The sequence below is a fragment of the Burkholderia sp. BCC0397 genome (assembly GCF_902832865.1).
Taxonomy (GTDB): Bacteria; Pseudomonadota; Gammaproteobacteria; order Burkholderiales; family Burkholderiaceae; genus Burkholderia.
This window is the reverse complement of sequence record NZ_CADFDL010000002.1, coordinates 457,937-479,390: the sequence shown is the minus strand read 5'-3', so window position 1 is coordinate 479,390 and position 21,454 is coordinate 457,937. Positions and strand designations below refer to the sequence as shown.

The 21,454-nt window shown below is 64.7% G+C and carries 19 protein-coding genes and 1 pseudogene; 5 read left to right on the top strand and 15 right to left on the bottom strand.

All coding sequences use genetic code 11. The features are described from left to right. Nucleotides 1–4: 4 nt before the first annotated feature. The 3 genes from HWX03_RS07115 to HWX03_RS07105 all read right to left on the bottom strand — a co-directional run bounded on the left by HWX03_RS07115 (nucleotide 5) and on the right by HWX03_RS07105 (nucleotide 3,081). Nucleotides 5–307, bottom strand: coding sequence for an XRE family transcriptional regulator (locus HWX03_RS07115; RefSeq protein WP_175870806.1), 303 nt, complete (start codon nucleotides 305–307; stop codon nucleotides 5–7). An 87-nt stretch (nucleotides 308–394) separates the two neighbouring features. Further along, nucleotides 395–1,549, bottom strand: coding sequence for a branched-chain amino acid ABC transporter substrate-binding protein (locus HWX03_RS07110; protein ID WP_174431117.1), 1,155 nt, complete (start codon nucleotides 1,547–1,549; stop codon nucleotides 395–397). Nucleotides 1,550–2,181: 632 nt separating this feature from the next. Continuing rightward, entirely contained in the window at nucleotides 2,182–3,081 is a 900-nt protein-coding gene (locus HWX03_RS07105) for a DMT family transporter (RefSeq protein WP_175870805.1), read from the bottom strand. Between the two features lie 57 nt (nucleotides 3,082–3,138). On the opposite strand from HWX03_RS07105, the gene HWX03_RS07100 reads away from it, so the two are divergent. Next, nucleotides 3,139–4,116, top strand: a complete 978-nt coding sequence (locus tag HWX03_RS07100; RefSeq protein WP_174386224.1) for a LysR substrate-binding domain-containing protein — start codon at nucleotides 3,139–3,141, stop codon at nucleotides 4,114–4,116. A 54-nt stretch (nucleotides 4,117–4,170) separates the two neighbouring features. Here HWX03_RS07100 and HWX03_RS07095 read toward each other — a convergent pair whose 3' ends face one another. Further along, a complete protein-coding gene (locus HWX03_RS07095) occupies nucleotides 4,171–4,779 on the bottom strand; it encodes a hypothetical protein (protein WP_175870804.1) in 609 nt (202 codons plus the stop codon). 360 nt (nucleotides 4,780–5,139) lie between these two features. Between HWX03_RS07095 and HWX03_RS07090 the strand changes: the two genes are divergently transcribed. Further along, the gene (locus HWX03_RS07090) at nucleotides 5,140–5,808 is read left to right on the top strand and encodes a nitroreductase (protein WP_175870803.1); all 669 of its coding nucleotides are present in this window, start codon (nucleotides 5,140–5,142) and stop codon (nucleotides 5,806–5,808) included. Nucleotides 5,809–5,865: 57 nt separating this feature from the next. Beyond that, nucleotides 5,866–6,321, top strand: coding sequence for a sodium:proline symporter (locus HWX03_RS07085; protein ID WP_175820798.1), 456 nt, complete (start codon nucleotides 5,866–5,868; stop codon nucleotides 6,319–6,321). Nucleotides 6,322–6,635: 314 nt separating this feature from the next. Here HWX03_RS07085 and HWX03_RS07080 read toward each other — a convergent pair whose 3' ends face one another. The 11 genes and pseudogenes from HWX03_RS07080 to HWX03_RS07030 form a co-directional block, all read right to left on the bottom strand. Beyond that, nucleotides 6,636–7,235, bottom strand: coding sequence for a LysE family translocator (locus tag HWX03_RS07080; RefSeq protein ID WP_175820799.1), 600 nt, complete (start codon nucleotides 7,233–7,235; stop codon nucleotides 6,636–6,638). A 60-nt stretch (nucleotides 7,236–7,295) separates the two neighbouring features. After that, the gene (locus tag HWX03_RS07075; RefSeq protein WP_175870802.1) at nucleotides 7,296–10,400 is read right to left on the bottom strand and encodes an efflux RND transporter permease subunit; all 3,105 of its coding nucleotides are present in this window, start codon (nucleotides 10,398–10,400) and stop codon (nucleotides 7,296–7,298) included. Further along, on the bottom strand, nucleotides 10,397–11,515 hold the full coding sequence (locus tag HWX03_RS07070; RefSeq protein WP_244132598.1) for an efflux RND transporter periplasmic adaptor subunit: 1,119 nt from the start codon (nucleotides 11,513–11,515) through the stop codon (nucleotides 10,397–10,399). Before HWX03_RS07070 ends, HWX03_RS07075 begins: the two co-directional genes overlap by 4 nt. Before the next feature lie 8 nt (nucleotides 11,516–11,523). Further along, complete coding sequence (locus HWX03_RS07065; protein ID WP_175870800.1) at nucleotides 11,524–13,035, bottom strand: efflux transporter outer membrane subunit; 1,512 nt, start codon at nucleotides 13,033–13,035, stop codon at nucleotides 11,524–11,526. A gap of 162 nt (nucleotides 13,036–13,197) precedes the next feature. Next, nucleotides 13,198–14,187, bottom strand: coding sequence for a DUF6039 family protein (locus tag HWX03_RS07060; protein ID WP_175820803.1), 990 nt, complete (start codon nucleotides 14,185–14,187; stop codon nucleotides 13,198–13,200). Nucleotides 14,188–14,246: 59 nt separating this feature from the next. Next, a complete protein-coding gene (locus HWX03_RS07055; protein ID WP_175870799.1) occupies nucleotides 14,247–15,437 on the bottom strand; it encodes an FAD-dependent oxidoreductase in 1,191 nt (396 codons plus the stop codon). A 43-nt stretch (nucleotides 15,438–15,480) separates the two neighbouring features. Continuing rightward, nucleotides 15,481–17,013 (bottom strand): class I adenylate-forming enzyme family protein, encoded by a 1,533-nt coding sequence (locus tag HWX03_RS07050; protein WP_175870798.1) that lies wholly within the window; start codon nucleotides 17,011–17,013, stop codon nucleotides 15,481–15,483. After that, nucleotides 17,013–17,405 (bottom strand): DUF3224 domain-containing protein, encoded by a 393-nt coding sequence (locus HWX03_RS07045; protein ID WP_174429054.1) that lies wholly within the window; start codon nucleotides 17,403–17,405, stop codon nucleotides 17,013–17,015. Before HWX03_RS07045 ends, HWX03_RS07050 begins: the two co-directional genes overlap by 1 nt. Before the next feature lie 60 nt (nucleotides 17,406–17,465). Further along, entirely contained in the window at nucleotides 17,466–18,362 is an 897-nt protein-coding gene (locus tag HWX03_RS07040; protein ID WP_175820806.1) for a DUF6039 family protein, read from the bottom strand. Between the two features lie 71 nt (nucleotides 18,363–18,433). Continuing rightward, nucleotides 18,434–18,964: a DUF1697 domain-containing protein gene (locus tag HWX03_RS07035; protein ID WP_279608017.1), complete on the bottom strand. Its 531-nt coding sequence runs from the start codon at nucleotides 18,962–18,964 to the stop codon at nucleotides 18,434–18,436. Nucleotides 18,965–19,204: 240 nt separating this feature from the next. Beyond that, nucleotides 19,205–19,537 (bottom strand): annotated as a pseudogene (locus tag HWX03_RS07030) (transposase); the annotation flags it as partial. Between the two features lie 644 nt (nucleotides 19,538–20,181). Between HWX03_RS07030 and HWX03_RS07025 the strand changes: the two are divergent. Both HWX03_RS07025 and HWX03_RS07020 read left to right on the top strand, forming a co-directional pair. Beyond that, on the top strand, nucleotides 20,182–20,586 hold the full coding sequence (locus HWX03_RS07025; RefSeq protein ID WP_175870797.1) for a DUF3224 domain-containing protein: 405 nt from the start codon (nucleotides 20,182–20,184) through the stop codon (nucleotides 20,584–20,586). Next, entirely contained in the window at nucleotides 20,583–21,392 is an 810-nt protein-coding gene (locus tag HWX03_RS07020; protein WP_175870796.1) for a 4'-phosphopantetheinyl transferase superfamily protein, read from the top strand. Before HWX03_RS07025 ends, HWX03_RS07020 begins: the two co-directional genes overlap by 4 nt. Nucleotides 21,393–21,454: the final 62 nt, after the last annotated feature.

Genomic DNA, 21,454 nt, shown 5'->3' with positions numbered 1-21,454 from the left:
CGGTTCACGACGCGCCGTCGTCGGTTTTCCTCGTACCCGGCGCGTCCGCCGCGGGAAACACGCCGACGCCGCGCGGCCGTTTCGGCTCGATCCGCATTTGCCGGATCACGCGCCGGAAGTCGATCTCGTGCGCGGCCAGCGTGCCGATCAGTTTCGCGATGACCGCGAGGTGGGAAGGGACGGTGCCCTTGCTCGAATAGTTGGTGATCGAACTTTCGTTCATCCGGATCAGGCGGGCGAACTCGCGCGCCGTCAACTGCGCTTTCTTCAACTCCTGTTGGAATTCCGCATACGCCATTGCACACATGATGCTTCGTCTCCGTGAATCGGTATTCGGCCTGCGCGGCGCCGGCGCCGACGGGTGGCGTTCCCGTCGTGCCGGCGCCGCGTCGGGTTACATCTTCACCTGGTCGAGGAAGGTCTTCTTGCCGCTCTTGTAGCCGTAGATCGAGATGATCCCGTGCGTCAGGTCGCCCTTCGCGTCGAACGTCGTCGTGCCGATCACGCCGTCGTACTTCGTCGCCGGCATCGCCGCGAGGATCTTTGCCGGGTCGGTGGAGTTCGCGCGCTTCATCGCGTCGACCGCGATGTAGACCGCGTCATACGCGAACGGCGCATCGAACTTGATGCCCTGGTTGAAGCGCTTCTGGTACTTCGCGAGGAAGTCCGCGCCGCCCGGCATCTTCTCGAGCGCAGCGCCGGCCTGCGAGCACAGCACGTTGTCGGCCGCCGGGCCGGCCAGTTCGGCCAGCGAGTCGGTGCACACGCCGTCGCCGGACAGGATCTTCGCGCGCAGGCCGAGCTGCTTCGCCTGCTTCGCGAGCGGGCCGCCGGTGGCGTCCATGCCGCCGTACATGATCGCGTCGGGGTTCTCGCCCTTGACCTTGGTCAGGATCGCGCGGAAGTCGACCGCCTTGTCGTTGGTCGCGTCGTGCGACAGCACCTTCAGGCCGAGCGCCTTCGCCTTCTTCTCGAACTCGTTCGCGAGGCCCTGGCCGTACGCGGTCGAATCGTCGATCACCGCGACGCTCTTCACGCCCTTCGACTGCGCATAGTTCGCCAGTGCCGGGCCCTGCTGCGCATCGGTCGCGACGACGCGGTAGGTCGTCTTGAAGCCCTGCTGCGTGTAGGTCGGATTCGTGGCCGACGGCGAGATCTGCACGATGCCCGCGTCGCTGTAGATCTTCGATGCCGGGATCGACGTGCCCGAATTCAGGTGGCCGATGACGGCGACGACCTTGTCGTCGACGAGCTTCTGCGCAACCTGCGTCGCCTGGCGCGGGTCGGCCGCGTCATCCTGCGCGTCGAGTTGCAGCGTGATCTTCTTGCCGCCGATCGTCAGGCCCTTCGCGTTGATTTCCTCGACCGCGAGGCGCGCGCCGTTCTCGTTGTCCTTGCCGAGGTGCGAGATGCCGCCCGTCGTCGGTTCGACGCTGCCGATCTTCACGACCTGGTCGGCCATCGCGCTCGACGCGGCCGCGAACGCGGCGGCAGCCAGTGCAACGGTGATCAGGGGTTTGCAGCGCATGCCGACAGTGCTTCGTTCCATCTGCCATCTCCGAATTGAATGTCTTTCTATTGACGTCTTGACCGGCCGGCCGCGGGCCGGGGCGATCGGACGATTTTTCATACCCGTCACGGGTTTCACTTGCCTGGCATCCGGCCGGGTGACCTGCCGCCCGGGCGAGCGGGCGGGCGCCTGACGCCATGCAATTCGTATGAATATATCGGAACCCGCTTCTGCGTGCTGCGGCGCACCGCGTAGTAGGCCGTTGCGGCGCGCGGATGTCGACGGTTCCGGATACCGGAAATCGTGCGCCGCGGCGGCCCCCGGATTGCGGTTCGCTGTCGTCGGCCTTACGGCCGCATCCATTATTCGGCCGGTCGCCGCGGCGAAGCCATGGACACTGACGTGCGGTCAATCGGGAACTGTTCGGTCGATTTGTCTGCACAGTTTGGTCATTGGCGAATGGCGTATCCGGTTTCATGGACATGCGTCATCGAGAGTGACCTCTATCTTTGTGCAACTAACGGTCAGGCCCGGCAGCGTCAGTGAATGGGTGCCAGCCGCACGGGCCAAATCGTCCATCCGGATCGGCAGAGACCGGGGGCGTCTTGGGACCGGCGCCGCGGCAAATCCGGATCGTCGCGTCGGCCACGCCATTCGCTGCAAGTTCGACCCTACGACCGTCCGCGCAACGCGACGACAATTACGCCTACAATCGCCAGCAGGCCGCCGCACGCCGTCGCGATGCCCGGCCGCTCGCCCGTCAGCACCACCGACAGCAGCGTCGCGACCGCCGGCGTCAGGTAGAGAAAGCTGGCCGCGCGCGCCGCGCCGAAGTAGCCGAGCGCGAAGGTCCAGGTCGCGTAACCCAGCGCGGCGGGAAAGACGCCGAGTACCACGACGGCCAGTGCCGTGTCGCGCGACCCGCCGCCGAGCGACACGAGCGCGCCGGGCAACCAGGGCGCAAGCAATACCGCGCCGGCCAGCAGCGTGTACGCGGTGCACGGCAGCGCGCCGTACACGGGAATCAGCCGCCGCTGCAGCACGAAATAGCTGGCCGAACACAGCGCCGCGCCGAGGATCAGCGTGCTTCCCGAGCCGAGGACGAGGCCGCCGGGCTGCCCTTGCGCGATCACCGCGATGCCGGCGAGGCTGACCAGCGAACCGAGCCAGCCCCAGCGATTGAAGCGCTCGCGCAGAAAAACGGCGGCCAGCAACGCGGTGAAGATCGGCAGCGTGTTCACGATGAAACTCGCCGCGCCGGCCGACACGGTCTGTTCGCCGGTATTGAGCAGCGCGTTGTAGAGTGCGATGCCGAGCAGGCCGCATGCGAGAAAGCGCCACGCATCGCCTTTCGCCGGCAGCGGCGGCCGTCGCCAGGCGAGCCACACGATCACGAGCAACGCGGCGGTCGCGAAGCGCGCGGCCGCGAGCTGCAGCGGCGCGAGGCCGTGCAGGCCGATCCGGATGAACGGGAACGCGGACGCCCACGAGACGATCGTGAACGCGACCGCGGCTGCCGCGACGAGCGGTTGTCGCGCGCCGCGCGACGTCGGTGACGAAACGGTATTCATGCGCCAATGGTGCGGCGGGGCGAGATGTTAAGCTAGCGCACAGATCAACACCCGGATATGAATATGGCTCACAGCTCGGGGGCGCGGCGGGCCGACGGTCCGGCGCGTGTGCGTCAGGTGGCCGACGGGCTGTCGGTCGCCGCGCCGATGCCGGGCCCGCGGCCGCCGCTCGCGAGCCTGGAGACGGTCTGCACGGTGGCGCGCGAGGGTTCGTTTCTCGCGGCCGCCGACGTTTCCGGCGTCACGCACGGCGCGATCAGCCGACGCGTGGCCGCCGTGGAAAACTGGCTCGGGATGGCGCTGTTCGAACGGCATGCACGCGGCGTGCGCCTGACGCCGGACGGGCAGCGCTTCGTCGGCCGGATCGAGCAGGCGTTCGCGATCATCGACGGCGCGGCCGATCAGTGGCGTTCGCCGCGCGCGCCGCGGCTGGTCCGGATGAGCGTGGTGCCCGCATTCGCGCAGCTGTGGCTGCTGGAGCGGCAGCCTGCGCTCGAGAGTGAAGCGCCCGCGTTGCGCATCGAGCTCGGCATCGAACTGCGCAACGTGGATATCGCCGGCGGCGAAGCGGATCTGTCGATCCGGTACGGGCGCGGCAACTGGCGTCGGCTCGACACCCGCCCGTTCATGCCGGAACGGCTGTATCCGGTCGCGCATCCGCGGCTCGCCGCGCAACTGGCCAGGATGCGCGGCGGAGCGGGCGACGCCGCGCTGCTCGACATGCCGTTGCTGCACGATTCCGACGTGACCGGCTGGCGCACGTGGTTCGATGCGCTCGGCATTCCGTTCAAGCCGCGTGCGCAGGATCGCCGGTTCGAGGATTACAACCTCGTGCTGGCGGCGGCCGAAGCGGGGCTGGGCGTGGCGCTTGCGCGAACGCCGCTTGCCGATGCGTATCTGCAGCGCAGCGCACTCGTGCGCGTGAGCCGTCACGAGGTCGATTCACTGCTCAGCTATCACTTCGTGCATGCGAAGGGCGAGAATCGGCCGGAGGTTCTCGCGTTGATGGAACGGATGGTGAGGGCGCTGCGGTAGGGCGCGCGGCAGATTGCGTAGAATGGCGGGCGGGCCGCGCGGGCCGCATGCATTTCACGGCTGAAGGTCGTTGTACATCGAGATTTCCGCCCCTGCGGCATGGGCAAGCGCCAGCGCTTCGGCGAGGTCGTCTTGTCTGACGGCGAACGCCGTATAGGCGTCGTGTCCGGTGTCGAGATGAAGCAACGCGTACCCTTTGCCGGCCAGCCAGGCGCCCAGCACGAGCAGTCCGGCCGGTACGTCGCCTTCACCGTCCCAGGTCCAGCGCTCGGCGATGCCCAGCGTATCGAGCATCTGGTTTGCCTGCCATTCGATTTCGTCGGATGCGCGCCAGTCGACCGAGATGCACAGGCACCAGTTGGAAGGGTCGAGCGTTTCCGGGGCACTCATGTCGCGCGTGAGTACCCAGTCCAGTATCGACGACGTGTCTTCTCCGGGTTCGGCATCGTGGACGTAGGCGACGAGACGGTTGCGTGTCACGGTGTCGAGAGGCTTTACGATGATGTCGACCAGCTTCGCAAGTGCCGCCAACGCGTCCGGCGACGGCGAGAAGTGATCGCGCAGGATATCGGCATCGGAAGCCGGGGGCTCGAGCGCCTCCGGTGTGTTGTTCCCGTCGCTTGTCTTGTCGTTGCCGAACCAGCGCGTGAAAAATCGAGTCATGGTTTCTCCAGCATGCTTCGTTTCGTGATCGGCAAAGCGTGCGAGTCGATGTCGCCGAGCGTACCGTCGGACTTCCGGTGCCGCGAAAGGGCCAGTGTATACGGCGCGGGCCGGGCGTTTGTCATGGAAAATCGTGCGGTAGTGCGTATTTATGTCGGCGACCGTTTCGGGGCGAATGGAATGCAGCGAGGCGCGTATGTCCGATCATTTCCGTTCGTTCGGCCCGGGCCGCCAAATCGTTACAATGCAGCCGCGGAAACGGCGAGATCACCGCAATGAAGCGGAATCGAGCCTTTGCCCGACGGCAGGGCAATCACCAACCATTGCAGTACGGGTTCAAATTTGTACAAAAGGGAACCGATGAATAGACCAGACAAGTCGTCGAAAGCGCGTGCGGCGCTGGATCAACTGTTTTCCGGCCTGGCGCCTGCGGACGCGAAGCGCGAATCGCCGCGTCCGGGCAATCCGTTCGCAACGGACGACGAGGTGTCGAGCGCATCCGGCGGTCGCGGCGGGGTGGAGGTCACGCTGTCGACCCGCATCCAGCTGCGCGGTTATCCGAGCGCCGACGCGTTCATGAAACGCATGGCCGAAGCATGGGGCCTCGAATGGGGCACGTACGACAGCGTCCGCGCGGTGGCGACGCTGCCTGCCGGATGGCGCTCGCGCCGGCTTCCGGAAGTCACGCAGATCGTCGACGAACGCGACGTGCTGCGCGCCGAGAGCAGCCTGCAGGGCGGCGAGATGTCGTATCTGAAGGTGCATCCGCGCTACTACATCGATGCGCGCAAGCGTTTCGGCTGGAGCAAGTCGTCGAGGGCGTCCGACGATCCGGATCTCGACGGCCCCGACTGGAACTGCTTCGTGATCGATCGGGAAAAGTCCATCGAGGTGCACGAACTGACGACGTCGTCGTTGAAGGCCGACATGGACAATGCGCGGGCGACGCTGTTGAAATGGCTGGACGAGCACTATCCGAAACATCGCGACCCGTTTGCGTACTGGTCGGACTGCGAAGGGGTGCGATAAGCCGGGTTGCACGGCGGTTGGTTCGATGCATCGACCGGCCCGCCATGAGGACGACCATTGAAACAAGCGAGTGGGGTCCCGATGCTCTGGGCAGCGTTCGGCGCGGCGGTCGGATCGACCGTCATCGAGTTGCTGCTCTGGGCAATCGCCGGCGATGACGCCGTCCAGAATCTGTTGCGCGACGCGCGCCTCACGGCCGCGATCGTGATGGGGCGAAGCGTGCTCGATACGTCCGGCGGCTTCGATCCGCGGGTCATGGGCGTGGCGACGCTCGTGCATGCGATGCTTTCGCTCGTCTATGCGGCCGTGCTGGCACGGCTGGTCCACAGTCTGTCGTGCGTGGCCGCGCTGCTTGCGGGCGGCGCATTCGGGCTTCTCCTGTACGGCGTGAACCTGTACGGATTCACGGCGATCTTTCCGTGGTTCATCCCGGTTCGCGGCGCGATCACGCTGATCGCTCATCTGGTATTCGGGATCACCGCAGCGGCTGTGTACTACGTCGCCCGACGCTAGCCGCTGAGACCCTGTACAAAAGCGGCGAGAGCGGATGCGTCTACAGAATCGACGCGAGCTTGGGCACGCGAAGCAGGAGACCGGCAATCAGGTAGCAGGCGACGCTACCGGTCACGGCGAATGCAGTGATAACGTCTTCACAGATCGTACATGTCGGGTGGCAATCCTCTCGATGGGTTGGATAGTTTTTATCCCGGACCGAGATCAGCACACGCTGCATCGGATGCATCCATTTGAAGGATTCCTTCGAGACACGAGTCTCCGAATCGTCGTATTACTTCAAAGGGTTTGCTTCAATAGCTCTTCCATGGTGCTTAGCGGTTAAGCACGGAAAACAACAGCGAGCCAGAAAACATCAACAGCACGACCGATGCGCCGCGAAGCAGCGTTGCAGTATATGCGGCCAACGACCGGCGTGCCTTCAAGGCACCGCCGATGGTTAGCCACATCGAACCGATCGTTACGGCGAGCGTCGTGAAGACCGAGATCGCGCAGAGATAGAACGGAGCCGAGGCGAAAGCCTCCGTGGGAAAGATCACGGTGGCGAACAAGATCGATTTCGGGTTCATGGTTGTGGCGACGAACATGTCACGAAAACCGATGGGGCTCGACTGTATCTCATCGAAGCGCGGACTTTTCCACAACAACAGCGCGAGATAGAAAATGTAGGCTGAGCTTCCCAGCTTCAGCGCATCGTAAAGCCAAGGGCGTGTTGCCGCGAATACCGCTACAAAGAAGCCCCACAGAGAGATCGAGAAGCCATACCCCGCTGCCTCGGCAACCAAGAGGTGCCGCGATTGCCGGAAGCCCGCCTTGACACCCGACGACAACAACAGGGTGTTTGTCGGCCCGGGCGTGGCCAGGACCAGTGAAACATAGAGCGCCATCTCCAACATGACATCCAATGTCGGCATCTTGCCTCCTTTTTATTGATGACGGTCGCTGCCCTCCGGGGCGGACCGCCGGATCAGCGGTTATTCGTTTTGCATACCGGCCGCGCCCGCTGGCGAGCGGGACGTCTTCGGTTGCGCTGGGGCGGGTGTAATGCCACGCCTCACCGTCTCGCGTGTGCGCGCCGGCCGGGTGGTCATGCGAATCAGGAACTGCCGGAACCTGTCGATGTAGAAAAACACCACCGGCACCACGAGCAGGCTTAGCGCCGTCGACGTGATCAGGCCGCCGATCACGGCGACCGCCATCGGCCGGCGGAAGCTGGCATCGGCGCCGAAGCCGAGCGCGATGGGGACCATGCCCGCTGTCATCGCCACGGTCGTCATGACGATCGGCCGGGCACGCTTGTAACATGCATCGAGCAGGGCCTGATGGAGCGTAAGGCCGTCGCCCCGAATACGCAGGATCGCGTGCTCGACGAGCAGGATTGAATTCTTGCTGACCACGCCCATCAGCATCAGCAGCCCGAGCATCGACGGAACGCTGAGTTCGTTGCGGGTGGCCAGCAAGGCCAGCAGAGCGCCGCCGATCGACAGCGGCAGTGCGGAAAGGATCGTCACCGGCTGCAGCAGGTCGCGGAATAGCAACGCAAGTACGCAGTAGACGCACAGTATCCCCACCACGATTGCGGTCACGAAGCTGCTCGCCAGTTCGCCCTGCAATTCGGCATCGCCGTCGGGAATCAGCGCTACCCCGGTCGGCAGCGCGAGCACGGAGGGCAGCTTGTAGGCGGCCGAAATTGCATCGCCGAGATGCATCCCGTCCAGGTCCGCGCTGATGACGATATAGCGGCGGCGGTCGCGGCGGTCGATCCTGGACGGGCCGCTACCGACGGCCAGAGTGGCGACCGAGGCAAGGGGGACCGTGCCGGTTGTGGTCGGGATACGGAGATTGGCGAGCGCCGACAGATCGCGCCGATACGCGTCGGGCATGCTGACGTTGATGTCGACCTGGCGATTGTCGAGATCCAGTCGGGCGAGGTTCGTGCCGAAATCCCCGCTCGTCGTGATGCGCACGATGTCTCCGATCGCCTCAGTGCTGGCGCCGACATTGCTCGCGCGGTCGAGATTCGGCCGAACGACGAGTTCGGGCCGTTCGAGATTGGCCGTTGAATTGATGTTCGTCAACGACCCGACACCGCGGAGTTCGCTTTCGAGTGCGCGGGCGGCCTGGTTGAGCGCCCCGTCGTCGTCGCTTGCGAGAATCAGGCGCAATTGGTCGCCGGCACCGCTGCCGCCGACCGTGAAGCGTGCGCCGGGGATGCCGGACAGCGCGCGGCGGGCCTGCGCTTCGATCTCAGTCTGATTCGGACGTGCGCCGCGCGGCGCCAGAATCAGCGTCAGTTCAGCGCTGATCTTGTTGACGTTGGCGAAGACATGGTCCACGCCCTTCAAGGTCGCCAGTGCCGCGCGTGCCGTTTCCGTCATTGCGGCCGTGGAGGCCAGCGAACTGCCTGGCGGCAGGCTCAGTGTGACCCTGGTGCTCGAATTGTCCGTCGCCGGCACGAAGCCGCTGGGTATGAACGGAACCAGCGCGAGCGAGCCGACGAAGTACAGGGCCGCCGCGCCCAGTGTCAGCTTGCGATGCGTGAGGCACCAGCGGACGGCATCGAGGTAGCGCTGCATCAGGCGGCCGTCGCGCTCGCGATGCACGGGCCGGTTGCCGAGCAGCGCGATCGCCAGGATTGGCGTCAGCACGCGCGCGACGAGCAGCGACGCGAGTACCGCGATCACGGACGTCCAGCCGAACTGCACGAAATAGCGGCCCGTGATGCCGGCCATCGTCGCGGTTGGCAAGAACACGGCGACGAGCGCCATCGTCGTGGCGACGACGGGCAGTGCGATTTCATGGATTGCGTCCTCCACCGACCGTCGGATCGATTTGCCGTTGCGGCGGTGCGCCTCGATGTTTTCGACTTCGACGATCGCGTCGTCGACCAGAATGCCGATCACCACGGCTAGCGCGAGCAGCGTGAGCGTGTTGAGGGAGAAGCCGAGCCACGACATGGCCGCAAAGGTGGGCAGGATCGACAGCGGCAGAGCACAGGCGGCGACGAACGTAGCGCGCCAGTCCCGAAGGAACCACCAGACTACGATCACTGCAAGGAGCGCGCCCTCGTAAAGCATGTGCATCGAACCGGAGTAGACCGCCCGCGTGGCTGTGATCGAACCGTCCGTGGCCAGGAAGCGGACGTCGGGGTGGCTTGCGCCCAACCGCGCCAGCACGTGGCCGACCTGCGTGGCGATCGCGGTTTCGTCATGGCCCTTCGCCCGCGACACGCTAAAGGCGACGACCCGCTTACCGTCGAGCAATGCCATCTGCGTGCGCTCGGCGTGCGTATCGGCGACCGTCGCGAACTGGTCGAGCCGGACCGTGCGGCCATCGCGTAGCGTGAGCGGAAGCGCAGCCAGCTCGCTGGCCTGATGGACGGTGGCGATGACCCGGATCGACTGCTCGGACCCGCCCAGGTCGGTGCGACCGCCCGACGACTGTTGCTGCATGTCGCGCAGCGCCCGCGACACGTCGGCCGAACTGATGCCGAGCCCAGCCATCTGGGTCGGGTCAACTTCGACGCGCACCTGCCGCTGCACGCCGCCGACACGCTGGAACGCGCCGACGCCGGGGATTGCCTGCACCGCGCGCGACACGGTGTCGTCGACGAACCAGGAGAGGTCGCGCTCGTTCATGCGCGACGACGACACGGCGTAGACGAGTACCGGATCGCCAGATGCGTTGACCGGTGCGACGATGGGCTGTTCGAGGCTCGCGGGCAGCTGGGGGCGGATGCTGTCCACCGTGTTCTTGCACTCGATCAACGCACTCGGCAGATCCTTGCCCAGCTCGAATTGAACTGAAATGAACACCTTGCCATCAGTGACGGTCGTCAGGATGTGCTTGACCGACGCGAGCGCGGCGAGCGCATTCTCGACCTTGCGCACGACATCAGCCTCGAGCTGGGCTGGTGCCGCACCGGGCTCCGTCAACGTGATTTCGACGGTCGGCAACTGCACGTCGGGCCACGCCTGCACGGGCAGGCGTATAAAGCCGGCGATGCCTGCCAGCGACAGGAGTGCGAACAGCAGGATGCCGGCGACGGGATTGCGGATCGACCAGTTTGCGAGATTCACGATGCGCCTCCCGCCTGGGCGTGAGCCACGCGCACCACGTTACCGTCGTTCAGGAAGCCGGCGCCTTGCACCACCACGCGGCGACCATTGACGAGCCCGCTCAGGATCTCGACTTCATTGCCGAGCCGGCGGCCCACCGTGACGGTCAGTCGATCGACATTCGGCGTCGCGCTGCCATCGTGCAGCGCGAGCACGTAGCTGATCCCGTCGCGCACCACCACGCTGTCGGACGGCACGACGAGCGCCTTGTGCCGACCGACCGACAGCACGCCGCTCGCGTACATCCCGGCACGTGCGTGGCTGCCGGGAACGATGTCGGCGTAGACGAGCGCGAGCCGTGTCTTCGGGTCGAGCGACGGGGCGAGGCTGCGGACGCGCGCTTCGGCGCTCGTTCCGTCTGGCAACGACAGCGCGACCGTATCGCCGATGCCGATCCGGGCGAGTTGGGAGGCCGTCAGTTCACCGCGCCATTCGAGCCGGTTGCGGCGGATGAGGCGAAACAGCGTCTGCCCGGCCGTGACGATCGAACCGGCGGTCGCGTCGCGTGCGCTGATGACGCCGTCGTCGGGCGCGCGCACTTCGGTATCTCGCAACTGGACGCGTTGTTGCTCCAGGACAGCCCGCGCATAGTCGACTTGCGCCTTTGAGGTTCGTGCCTGGGTGACGTACTGGAGGATTTCCTGCTCGCTGATGCCGCCGCTGTCGCGCAGGCCGGTCATGCGCGCGCGGTTGAGTTCAGCCTGCGCGGCGGTGGCCTCCGCCTGCGCGAGCGTGGCAGCCGACTGGCGCACTGCGGCGCGCAGTTGTTCCGCGTCGATGCGCGCGAGCATCTGACCGCGCTTGACGATGTCGCCGACATTCACATCGACCTCGATCAGGCGATAGCCGCTGACCTGAGCGCCGACGCTGGATTCCTGCCAGGCGGCGATGGCGCCGGATGCACTGACCGTGACGGGCCAGTCGACCTCGCGCGCGGTTGCGGCCGTCACGGTGAGCGCGGGTTCGCGTCCGGGGCGTGGCGTCTTGTCGCCGGGGGGGGCGGATGCGAAGGCGTAAATGCCGGCGCCAATGCCCACCAGCGCGCAGGCGGCGGACAGCTTCAAGAGTCGGATCATTGCGGGTTTCATGATGGGGAAGAGTCGCCGGAAGAGCTCGGCAGGGCGATCGCGAGACTCGGCCCGTAACCGGTCGCCTTGACCAGCGCGACCCAGGCCGTGCAGCGGTCCCGGGCTGCGTCGATAACGCTTTCCTCGGCCGTTTCGAACTGACGACGCGAGGTTTCGAGTTCGAAGCGACTGATCGCGCCGGCACGCCAGCGGGCCTCGTTGGCGCGCAGCGCGTCGCCGGCGGCCTGACGCGCTTCGCGCGACGACGTGAGGCGTGCGTCGGCCGATGCCTGGCGCGCGAGCGCGTTTTCGACGTTCTGTACGGCTTCGCGAATGTGCGCGTCGAGATTCGCGACGGCTTCGCGATAGCGCCCGCGCGCGGCGGCAACCTTGCTGCTGCCCGCGCCGCCGTCGAACAGCGTTCCGCTGAGCGTGGGGCCGACGGACCACGCCAGAATGCTGAAGGTTTTGCCAAGCGCGGTCAGCCACTGGCCTGCCAGCATCGCGTCGAGTTCGAGTCGGGGCAGGCGTTCCGCGCGCGCGACGCCAATGTCCGCCCACGCGGCGTCGACTTCCCGCCGGGCGGAGACAATATCGGGATGCATCGCCAGGACGCTGGCCGGCAGTGCCGGCCGCGTCGGTGGCGGTTCCGGGATGCGGGCGTTGTTGGCGAGCGGCCGGCGCATCAGCGACTTGACCGTGCCGAGGTCGAGCCCCGACAACGCGACCAGCGCGTTGTCGAGCTGGTCGCAGCGTTCGGTCTGGTCCAGACGGCTGGCGCGGGAGATGGCGAGATTGCCGATCGCGCTGGCCTCGTCGATGCGGGCCACGTTGCCTGCCGCCAGGCGTTGCCGGATCAGGCCGAGTTCGAGGTCACGCGATGCGATATCGCTATCGCGAACCTCGAGCGAGTAGCGGCACGCGCGCAATTCGGCCACATTCCGTGCGACCTCGGCCTCGATCGCGAGGCGCGCGCTGCGGGCATCGGCGTTGCGGGCCGCGAGCCGCTCGTTCGCGGCGATTCGCGACTGCCGGACACGTCCCCACAGATCCATTTCCCACGACAGCGCCGGGCCGATCTGCGCGGTGCCGTACAGCAGGTCGAGATTCTGGCCGACCTGGCTGGCGTTGCCGCCTAAGCCCGCGCTGTTGCTGGTTCCGTTGACATAGGCGGTTTGCGCGCGGCTCGCGGAGCCGTTGGCGGTTAGCGTCGGCAACCGTTGTGCGGCCGCGATGCCTGCCGCGGCCCGAGCCTGATCGACGCGGGCCGCCGCCTGCTCGAGCGTCGGGTTATCGGCCAGCGAAGCCTGAATCAGTGCGTCAATGGCGGGATCGCCAAGGCTCGTCCACCAGGCGGTGCTGGTGGCGGGTATGGCGGGTATCGACGCAACGGCGGCGTCGGTGCCCGGCCGATCACTCCATCGGGCGGGGGCGGCCGGCATCGCGGGCGGAGGGGGCGGGCTGACCGAGCAGGCGCTCAGCAGCAGCGACAGACCGGGGATCACCCACGCCCTGGCGGAAAGAGTCAAGGAGAGCATCGGGTCATAACTTGCTTGTCAGTGTCGGTCCGGTTCGGGCAGCCCCATACGGGGCTGCCGAAGGGGCCGGCGGCCGGGCACAACCAACCGCTCCGTCGGCCGCGCGCGGCACGGCGTCGCGGACCGGGATTCATGCCATCGGGCGCCATGGCCTTACTCCAGTGCCGCGGCGGACGCTTCCACGGTAGCCTGCGCGCTGCCCTGGGTCGCATACATGTTCCAGTGTTGCGGCGTGAGCGCGACATCCTCGAGCGTCGCGTCGAGGAACATGCGGCTCCAGTCGCCGCCTCCTTTCTCGTCGGGAATCCATTGCTTGCTGTAGACGGCCGCCACTTCTGGTGTCATGGCCGCGCGCATGTCGATCAGCGAGTAGTAGGCCGACAGGTCCTTCAGGTGAATCAGCCAGTGAATGCGGTCCGAACGCCCGAATGCTTCTTCGTAGAGGAACACCGATGCGACGCCGCGCTGATGCGTGTTGATCGTTTCGGCGACCGCACGTGCGAACTGCCGTCCTTCCGACCGAAAACGAAAAGCCAGCTGGCCCGTACGATGGATGACGATGCCGGCGTTGGCGGAATTGAGCAACTGCTCGGGCGGCACCGATGTCTGATGTTGCGCGGGCGGCAGGATCAGGCCGCCGGAACTCGTCTCCTTCGTCACGACGGCCGGGCGGCCTTCGATGGCCGTGCCGTACATCCCGTAGAACTGAGGCAGAAGCACGGTTTCGGTCACGCTGCCATCGACGAAAACCCGGTCCCAGGTACCGCCGCCCTTCTTCGCGTCGATCCGTTCTTTGAAGAAGATCTCGCGAAAGCCCGGATCGCTGTTGCCCATCCGGACCATCGTCTGGTAAGCATCGAGGCTGGAGATGTGCATGAGCCAGTGCACGACATCCTTCGTGCCGAAGGTCTCTTCGTAGACGAAGACCGACGCCACGCCGATCTGGCGGCTCGTGATGTACTCGCCGAGCTCACGCGCGAATATGCGGGCCTCCGAGCGGAACTCGGCCTTCGCGATCGCCTTGCGGTGGACGACGAGACCGGCATTGGCCGAATGCAGAATCTGCTCGTACGGAATCGCGGTCTGATGGCGCGCGCACGGCACGTCGTTGTCCGCGAGCGGGTGGTTGGAATGTTGGGTCATGATTCCTCTGCGTCTGGTGAGTGGAAGGGAACGGCGAAACAATGCGCAAGCCGGGGGCGTCAGGGCTGCGTGGCGGCAATACGTTCGTCGAGTGCGCGCTTCAGGTCGGTCCCGGGCCGGATGCCCGCCACGACGTCGAAATACAAGGCCGTGAGCCGCGGGTCCGCGGCTACCCCCCGCAGCAGGTTCAGCCGGCTGTCCTTCTTGTCCATCTGCGCGACATTGAGCGTGGCGAGATAGCCCGGCATCATCAGCGTGTCTCGATCGCGGGCGAATTCGGCCAGTGCCGCGTCGAGTTGCGCGTCGTCATGAATCGCGTGCTGGATCCGCTTGATCAGTAGTTCACTTTGGACGAACGCGTCGGTGATGCCGCGGGCGCTGATCGAATCCTTGTGATGACCGGCGTCGCCGACGAGCGCCCATCCCGGGCCAGCGGCGCGCCGAAAGAAATTCCGCTGCACGCCGGTCCCCCAAAGCTTGCCGGTCTGCGTCGCGCGGCGCATCCGGTCGCGCAGCGCGGGCGCGCAGGTGGCGACGGCGTCGAGATGCGCATCGAACGACCGGGAGCGGATCGTCTCGAACGCGTGCTGCGGGAAATACGTGGCGACGAGGATGGCGTCGTTGGTCGGTACGGCGCCCACCCACAGGTCATCGCCTTCATAAAGTTCGTAATGCGAATTAAGACCCTGCCAAAAAGAATAATAGGCACAGGTCATGATCGGATCCTCGCGCGTGACCTCTGCATCAACGAGGCGCGCAATCGTCGAATGCATGCCGTCCGCGCCGACGACGAGACGCGCCCGTTCCTCGCGCAGCGCGCCCGACCGATTCCGCAGAACCACGCCGGCCACGCGGCCGTCGTTGGTGAGCGTCTGGACGACCGTGCAATGCTCCCTGAACTCGGCGCCCGCATCGCGGGCGGCCTCCAGCAGCAGCGGGTCGAGTACGTAGCGGCGCGGCGCATAGGCCGCGTCCTGGACATAATCGGTGCTGATTCCGCCTTCGACCACGATGCCGCGCGTTTCGAAACGCGTGCGAGGGATTGCCGGGCAGCCGGAATCAATCACCTTTTGAAGCAAGCCCCAGCGCGCAAGGCGGGCACAGCCGGGCTGATGAATGTAGTTCGTCGACAGCGTGTCGGACGGAAAGCCCGCGCGGTCGAGCAGCAGCACGCGCAGGCCGGCGCGGGCCGCGAGCATGGCGGCGGGCGAGCCGGCAACGCGTGCGCCGACCACGATCAAGTCATACATGGCTGGATCCTTTTTTTCCTGGTGACATCAGGGTCGGCATCGGTTACCGGATGCCGACGTTCAACCGAAGTTCGCGCTTGAGCACCTTGCCGTTCTGCGTGCGCGGCAGTGCGGACACGACGACGAATGCGTCCGGAAACTGTGCCGGCGGGATCGTGTTCAACAACGCGTCCTTGACGGCCTGCAACGCATTCGGATCGCGCAACGCGACGAAGGCGACGATCTGCGCTGGTTCGGCGCCGCGGTCGACCGACACGATGGCGGCTTCACGCACGTTTGCGTCGTTCATCAGCGTCGCCTCCATGTGAATCGACGAAATCAGCTGGCCGTCGCGTACGAGCGCGTCGGCTTTGCGGTCGAAGAATTCGATTTCGCCGCTCGGGTCGCGGCGCACCAGATCGCCGGTGCGGTACCAGCCGTCCTTGCGCAGCAATGCGTTGATGTCGGGCGCCGTCAGAAACAGGCGCTTGGGTGCGGCCGTGCGCAGCCAGAGTTCGCCAAGCTCGCCGTCCGCCGCATCGCTCAGATCCGGTCCGACGACGCGGATTTCCGTGGCGGGCGAGGGTCGACCGACCGAGAACGGCCGGTCCTTGGTATAGGTATGTGTCAGCAGCGCGGGGCTCGCCTCCGATTGCGCACAGGCGATCTGCAAGGTCGCATTCGGCATCATCGCGAGCATCGATGCAGCCATGGACGGGCTCAGCGGCGACGAGGCCGACGCGACCAGCCGGACGGAGCCGAGATCGTGGCGCTCGCCGAGCCGTGCGTCGACGACTTCCTGCGCGATACGCGGCGTGATCATAAAGGCCGTGATCCGCTCGCGCTCGATCAGTTCGCCCATCGACTCGATATCGAGCGGCGAGCACAGCAGCATCGGCGCGGTCGAAGTCAGCGCGATCACGAGCAGCGTCGCGCTGGTCGAGGTGCCAAGCGTCATCGGCACCAACATACCCGACGCGCCGGACAGCGCCTGCATCGAGTCGAGGGTGCGGCCGAAGGTGAGGTTGTCGTGGCTGACGAGGTAGCCCTTTGCGGCGCCCGTGGTGCCCGACGTATAGCGGATCTCGGCGATGCTGTCGGGCGCGATCGGGATTGCCGACAGCGATTCGTCGCCGCGCAGCAGTTCGTCGATCGTGAAATGCTGGCCGGAAAAACCGCGCGGCGGTGCGACGAAGCGCGAGCGGATCAGGATCGAGCAGTCGCACTCGGCGAGCCGCCGCTGGATTTCCGCGTCGGGCATGTGGCCATTCATGTGAATGGCGGTCGCGCCGCAACGCAGGACGGCCATATAAGCGACCGCGTAGTCGAGCCAGTCCAGTCCGTCGAAGATCAGTGCGACCCGTGCGCCGATGCGCAGCCCGTTCTGATAGAGTCCGAGTGCGGCTGAGCCCGAGCGCGCGCGCCATGCGCCGTACGTCAGCCGAGCGCCCGAGGGCAGGCGCAACGGCGCGTGATCGGCTCGGACGTCGGCGCGCGCGTCGAGCAAGTCGGGTACCGTCAATGCACCGGTGTCCCGCGACGGCGTCAGTTTCGGCGTGCGCGTACGCCAGCCGTTGAAGGTACCCAGAAGGCGCATCACTGTTCGCCGAACGCGTAGGTCAGGATGAAGTCGTGGTCCGGCGTGATGCTGCCGCTTCCATGGATGCCGATCAGGCCGCCTGTCCCGGAGCCGGGCAGGATCTTCCAGGTCGCGTGACGCTCGTCGTGCCGCGCCTCGGCGTGGTGAGTCAGAATGAACGTGCCTTCACGGTCGTCGATCGTGCATTGGATCCGTTCGACGCCGACGTAGCTCATCACGCCGTCATCGCCGGACAGGCGCAGCATGATCGCCTCGAGTACCGCCGTGCCTTCGAGCTCGCCGGTGAACTCCTTGGTTGCCACGGTGCGCGTGAGCTTGCCGCCTGCCCATTGATCGTTCTCCTGTTCTTCCCAACGCGTAATCTTGAAAGCGCTCTTGCGGGTCATCATGATTCTTACTCCTTGAAGTTGATAGGGCATGGCTCGGTATCGCCATGCCGATGATGGCCTTCAGGGCCGATCCGGCTCGACGGCGAGCATCACGACGTCGTGCATCGAGCCCGTTTCGAACAGGCCGCCCCAGGCCGCGCGCTCGCCCTTCAGGTTGACGCGCGGCTTGCCCATCAGCTCGCGCAGCTCCGCGTCAGTCGCCTCGAGTTGCTGAAGTGCATGGCAGGCATCGAGATCGCGGAAATGGATCAGCAGATGCAGGTGGTCCTGCGTACCCCACATTTCCTCGAATTGCGCGACGGTGGCGCTTCCGCCCAGACGAGCGTTGACAACGGATTGCCATTCGCTCAGATAGAAGCGTGCGAGGTCGCGCGATTCGTACCGGGCCTGCAGCGAGCGAAGCACCAGCACGCCGCAATTGCCCGAGTGAAGGAACGGCGCGTTCGCGTCCGCGATCTGGTGACGCGCGGGAGGAAGAAAGCTGCGCGGATCCAGTTCGTCCATCGCTTCGCGTGCGAAACCGTGCTGCGGCACGATCACGTGCTCGCGGAAGCTGCCCTGGACGAAGATCCGTTCCCAGTTGCCACCGCCTCGCTCGGGCAGACGGTCTTCCTGATAGATATCCTGGAACGCCTTGTCGTGGTCGACCAGGTCGAGGAGGCGGCCGTAGTCGGACGGGGTCTTCATATGAACGAACCAATGCATCTTTCCGTGACGTCCGAACACTTCCTCGTAGACGAGCGTGACCGCGTCGGGAGACAGCTTCATGTTCATATAGTTCTGAAGCTGGATCGCGAACGCGCGCGCCTCGGGCAGATAGTCGTAATGGACCTGGGCCTCGCGGTGGATCACCATCCCGGCATTTAGCGAATGCATGGCCGCAGCACCGTCGGGCAATTGTGCGACGGCAGCCGACACGAAGCTGCGGGTATCACGACTGGTTCGGTTGTCTGTCATTTCCTTAGTTCATCTGGCTAATGCGCTGGCTCTGGGCGAGCTGGCGCCGAGTCGTTCAGATGCCGCGCCAGCTAGGCCGCGACGAGTTCAAGCAGGTGATGCGTGGTGTTCCAGTTGCGGGTCGTGGCCTGCGTGCCAGTCAGCCGTTCGACGAAGCTGTTGTTCAGCTTGGTGCGTCCATATCCGTTTGGGCAATGGACGTAGACCACGCGCTCGCCGACCGCGTACTCGTCGGGAAGATAGTCTTTCGACGCGGCGCTGCCAGCTTGGGCGCCCGCCTTCTTCAGGAACGAGAAGTGCAGCTTGGACGGGTCGTACTCGCGCCAGTGCTTCGGTAGTCCGTCGATCACGGCCGAGAGGCCGGCCTTGGTGAGCGCCATCACGGAGACATCGACATAGCCGAAACGGTCGGCGATTTCACGCTCGAGCGTTGATTCGAGTTCGGCTGCCTTCAGCGTCGATTCGAGAACCAGATTGCCGCTCTGCAAGTAGCTGACGGCGTTCCGGAATTTCAAATTCGTGCACAATTCCAGCAACTCTTTCATTGTCACCTTGCGATGGCCACTGACGTTGATTCCTCTAAGCAGGCAGATGTAACGCATGGATATAAGGGATTCAGGTGGAAGGAGGATCCATTCTATAGAGGGAGACCAATAAGGTCCTTCGCCGTGAATGCCGCCGACCGATACCGCCGGTGACGCGATGCGTCGAGTCCCCTTTCCGTGGCGCGATTTGGAGACCGGTGGTCTTCCTGACGAACTCCGTTGCGGCTAAAGCGTGATCCGCGTGCCCGACGATTCGCCGGACTGGCTGCGCGGCGGCCCCTCTTTCACGCGTGGATTTCGGACGGCTCCGGCACGTTTTGCTGCCCGTGAGAAGTCGATTTTTTCTTCCGCATCGATTTCGTCCATCAGGATCGCTTGCATCTTTTCCCATATCCCGCTCTGTTGCCAGTCGCGGAGACGGCGCCAGCAACTGACACCTGAACCGCAACCCAGGTCCGGCGGCAGGTCGCCCCAGCGTATGCCTGTCTTCAAAACGAAAATGATTCCCGTCAGGGCCACGCGGTCGGGTACGGGCTTGCGCCCCGGGTACTTGAAGCGGCGCGGCTTCGGTGGAGGTAACAGTGCTTCGATTCTTGCCCACAGTTGATCATCCATGACTGGACCACCCAACTGACCGATCCGCCTACCTTAATCGAGGCGGTGTGCAGTCAGCTTAAAAAAGTTAATCGCCTATTCAAGGTCTTTTTGAAACAGACGCAGCATTCTTCTGGGAGTGGAATGATGGTCTTTTTGAAACGAAAACAGTCTTTTTGAAACTGACATCTCAATAACAAAAATGGAGATGTCAGTCTTTTTGAAACATGGGTACGGTCTTTTTGAAATAGATCTTTTTGGGTCGCTTCGTGTTTGAAAACAGCTGGGAAACGCCCGTGCGCGCGTTATGGTTCAGATCGATTCACTCCTTTTCGTTGGGAATTTCGATCAGTTTCCATGTATTGCGTGAGCTATTCCTGCGGGACCAAACAGGGCGGATGCTAGCACAATGAATTGCTGGGAGGCGAGAAGGAGATAAAAAATATCGACAAAAAAATTCCGTGCTACATGTCGGCGATAACATTCCGATCTGTTTATCGGAATACTTATAAGGATAATAAAAAGTTATTTGGCTGTGGAGTGCCGTATGTCGGAGAATTGGTCCGTTTTGGCAAGGGGGCGACCGAGCATTCGAATTCGCATGTCGTTCGCCGAATAGTTGTTTTTGTCTTTTTGAAATAGATCGATCAACGCCGGGCGTTGTTTAACAAGGTGCCAACATGAACGAACAGTTAGTCTTGGTCCGGACTATGCTGAACTGGGTGGAACAGACCCTGTCGGAATTCGGCGACGGCCGCAAGATGGCCAGTGCGGCCGTCACTTACCAGTACGAAGGCGGATTCGACGCGGTATCGAACGTCGCGTATTCGCTCGTCTATCTGACGCCGTCAACGGCGCTGTTCAGTGGATTCGAGACGATCACGGTCGCCAGCGGCGGCTTGCAGGGCGCACTAGTCCTGCGTCACGACGGTATATTCGAGAACGGCGTCGCCACGATCGAGGCGAGTGTGGTTGCCGATGCGTGCTCCGGGGCCTTTGTCGGCCTTGACGCGGTCGTGCGCATCGAGGCCGACACGGGGAACCCGATGAAGAGCACGCTGATTATCGACACCCGTCGTGCATGACGTCGAGCCGGTACGAAGTTGCCTGGTGGAGCGCGTCGATCGACGCGCTCGGGGCGAGTGGAATCGAGGCGCTAGCCGCGTCATGCGACGACGACGAGATGACGCGTGCCGGGCGTTTCGTGTTCGAGCGGGATCGGCACGCTTATCTGGCGGCGCATGGTTTGCTACGTCGCGCGCTGAGCCACGCCGAGCCGTCTTGCGCACCCCGCGAGTGGCGTTTCTCGACGGGCCGATACGGCCGTCCCGAACTGGATGAACGGTTTCGATGCCGTCCGCGCTTCAACCTCTCGCATTGCGAGACGCGCGTGACCTGTGTCGTCAGCGGCACGATTCCGTGCGGCGTCGATGTGGAGGCGCTTCGACGTAAGCCGGGCCGCGTCGTCATGGATGCGTGTCTCGCTCCGTCGGAGCGGGCGCGCATCGCTCGACTCGACGGGCCCGGCCGCGATGCCGAGTTTGTCCGGCTCTGGACCTTGAAGGAGGCCGTCGCGAAGGGCGTCGGAATGGGGCTTCACCTGCCTTTTTGTGAGCTTGCGTTCGAACTCGAGGCGGCGCCGCGCCTGCGCGCTGCGCCGGCAGCCGCGGCCGGGCCTTGGCGGCTGGCCCAGCACGTCACCCATGACCGACATGTCGAGTCGCTGGCGCTGCGCATCGGCGGGGATGCGGAGATCGACTTGACCCGCATCGAGTGGCCCGATTCGCGTATGACGCAGGCGGGTGGCGGGATGCCGGATCGCGGCACCGAATGGATGGGGCGCCGCAATCGGCGTGGCATGCAAAGGCTGCGACTATCTTCCGAGGCGTAGCTGCGGGGGCTGCCGGAGCCTGTCCGGATGGAAAAATCCTGATATGGAAAATTTCAACAGCC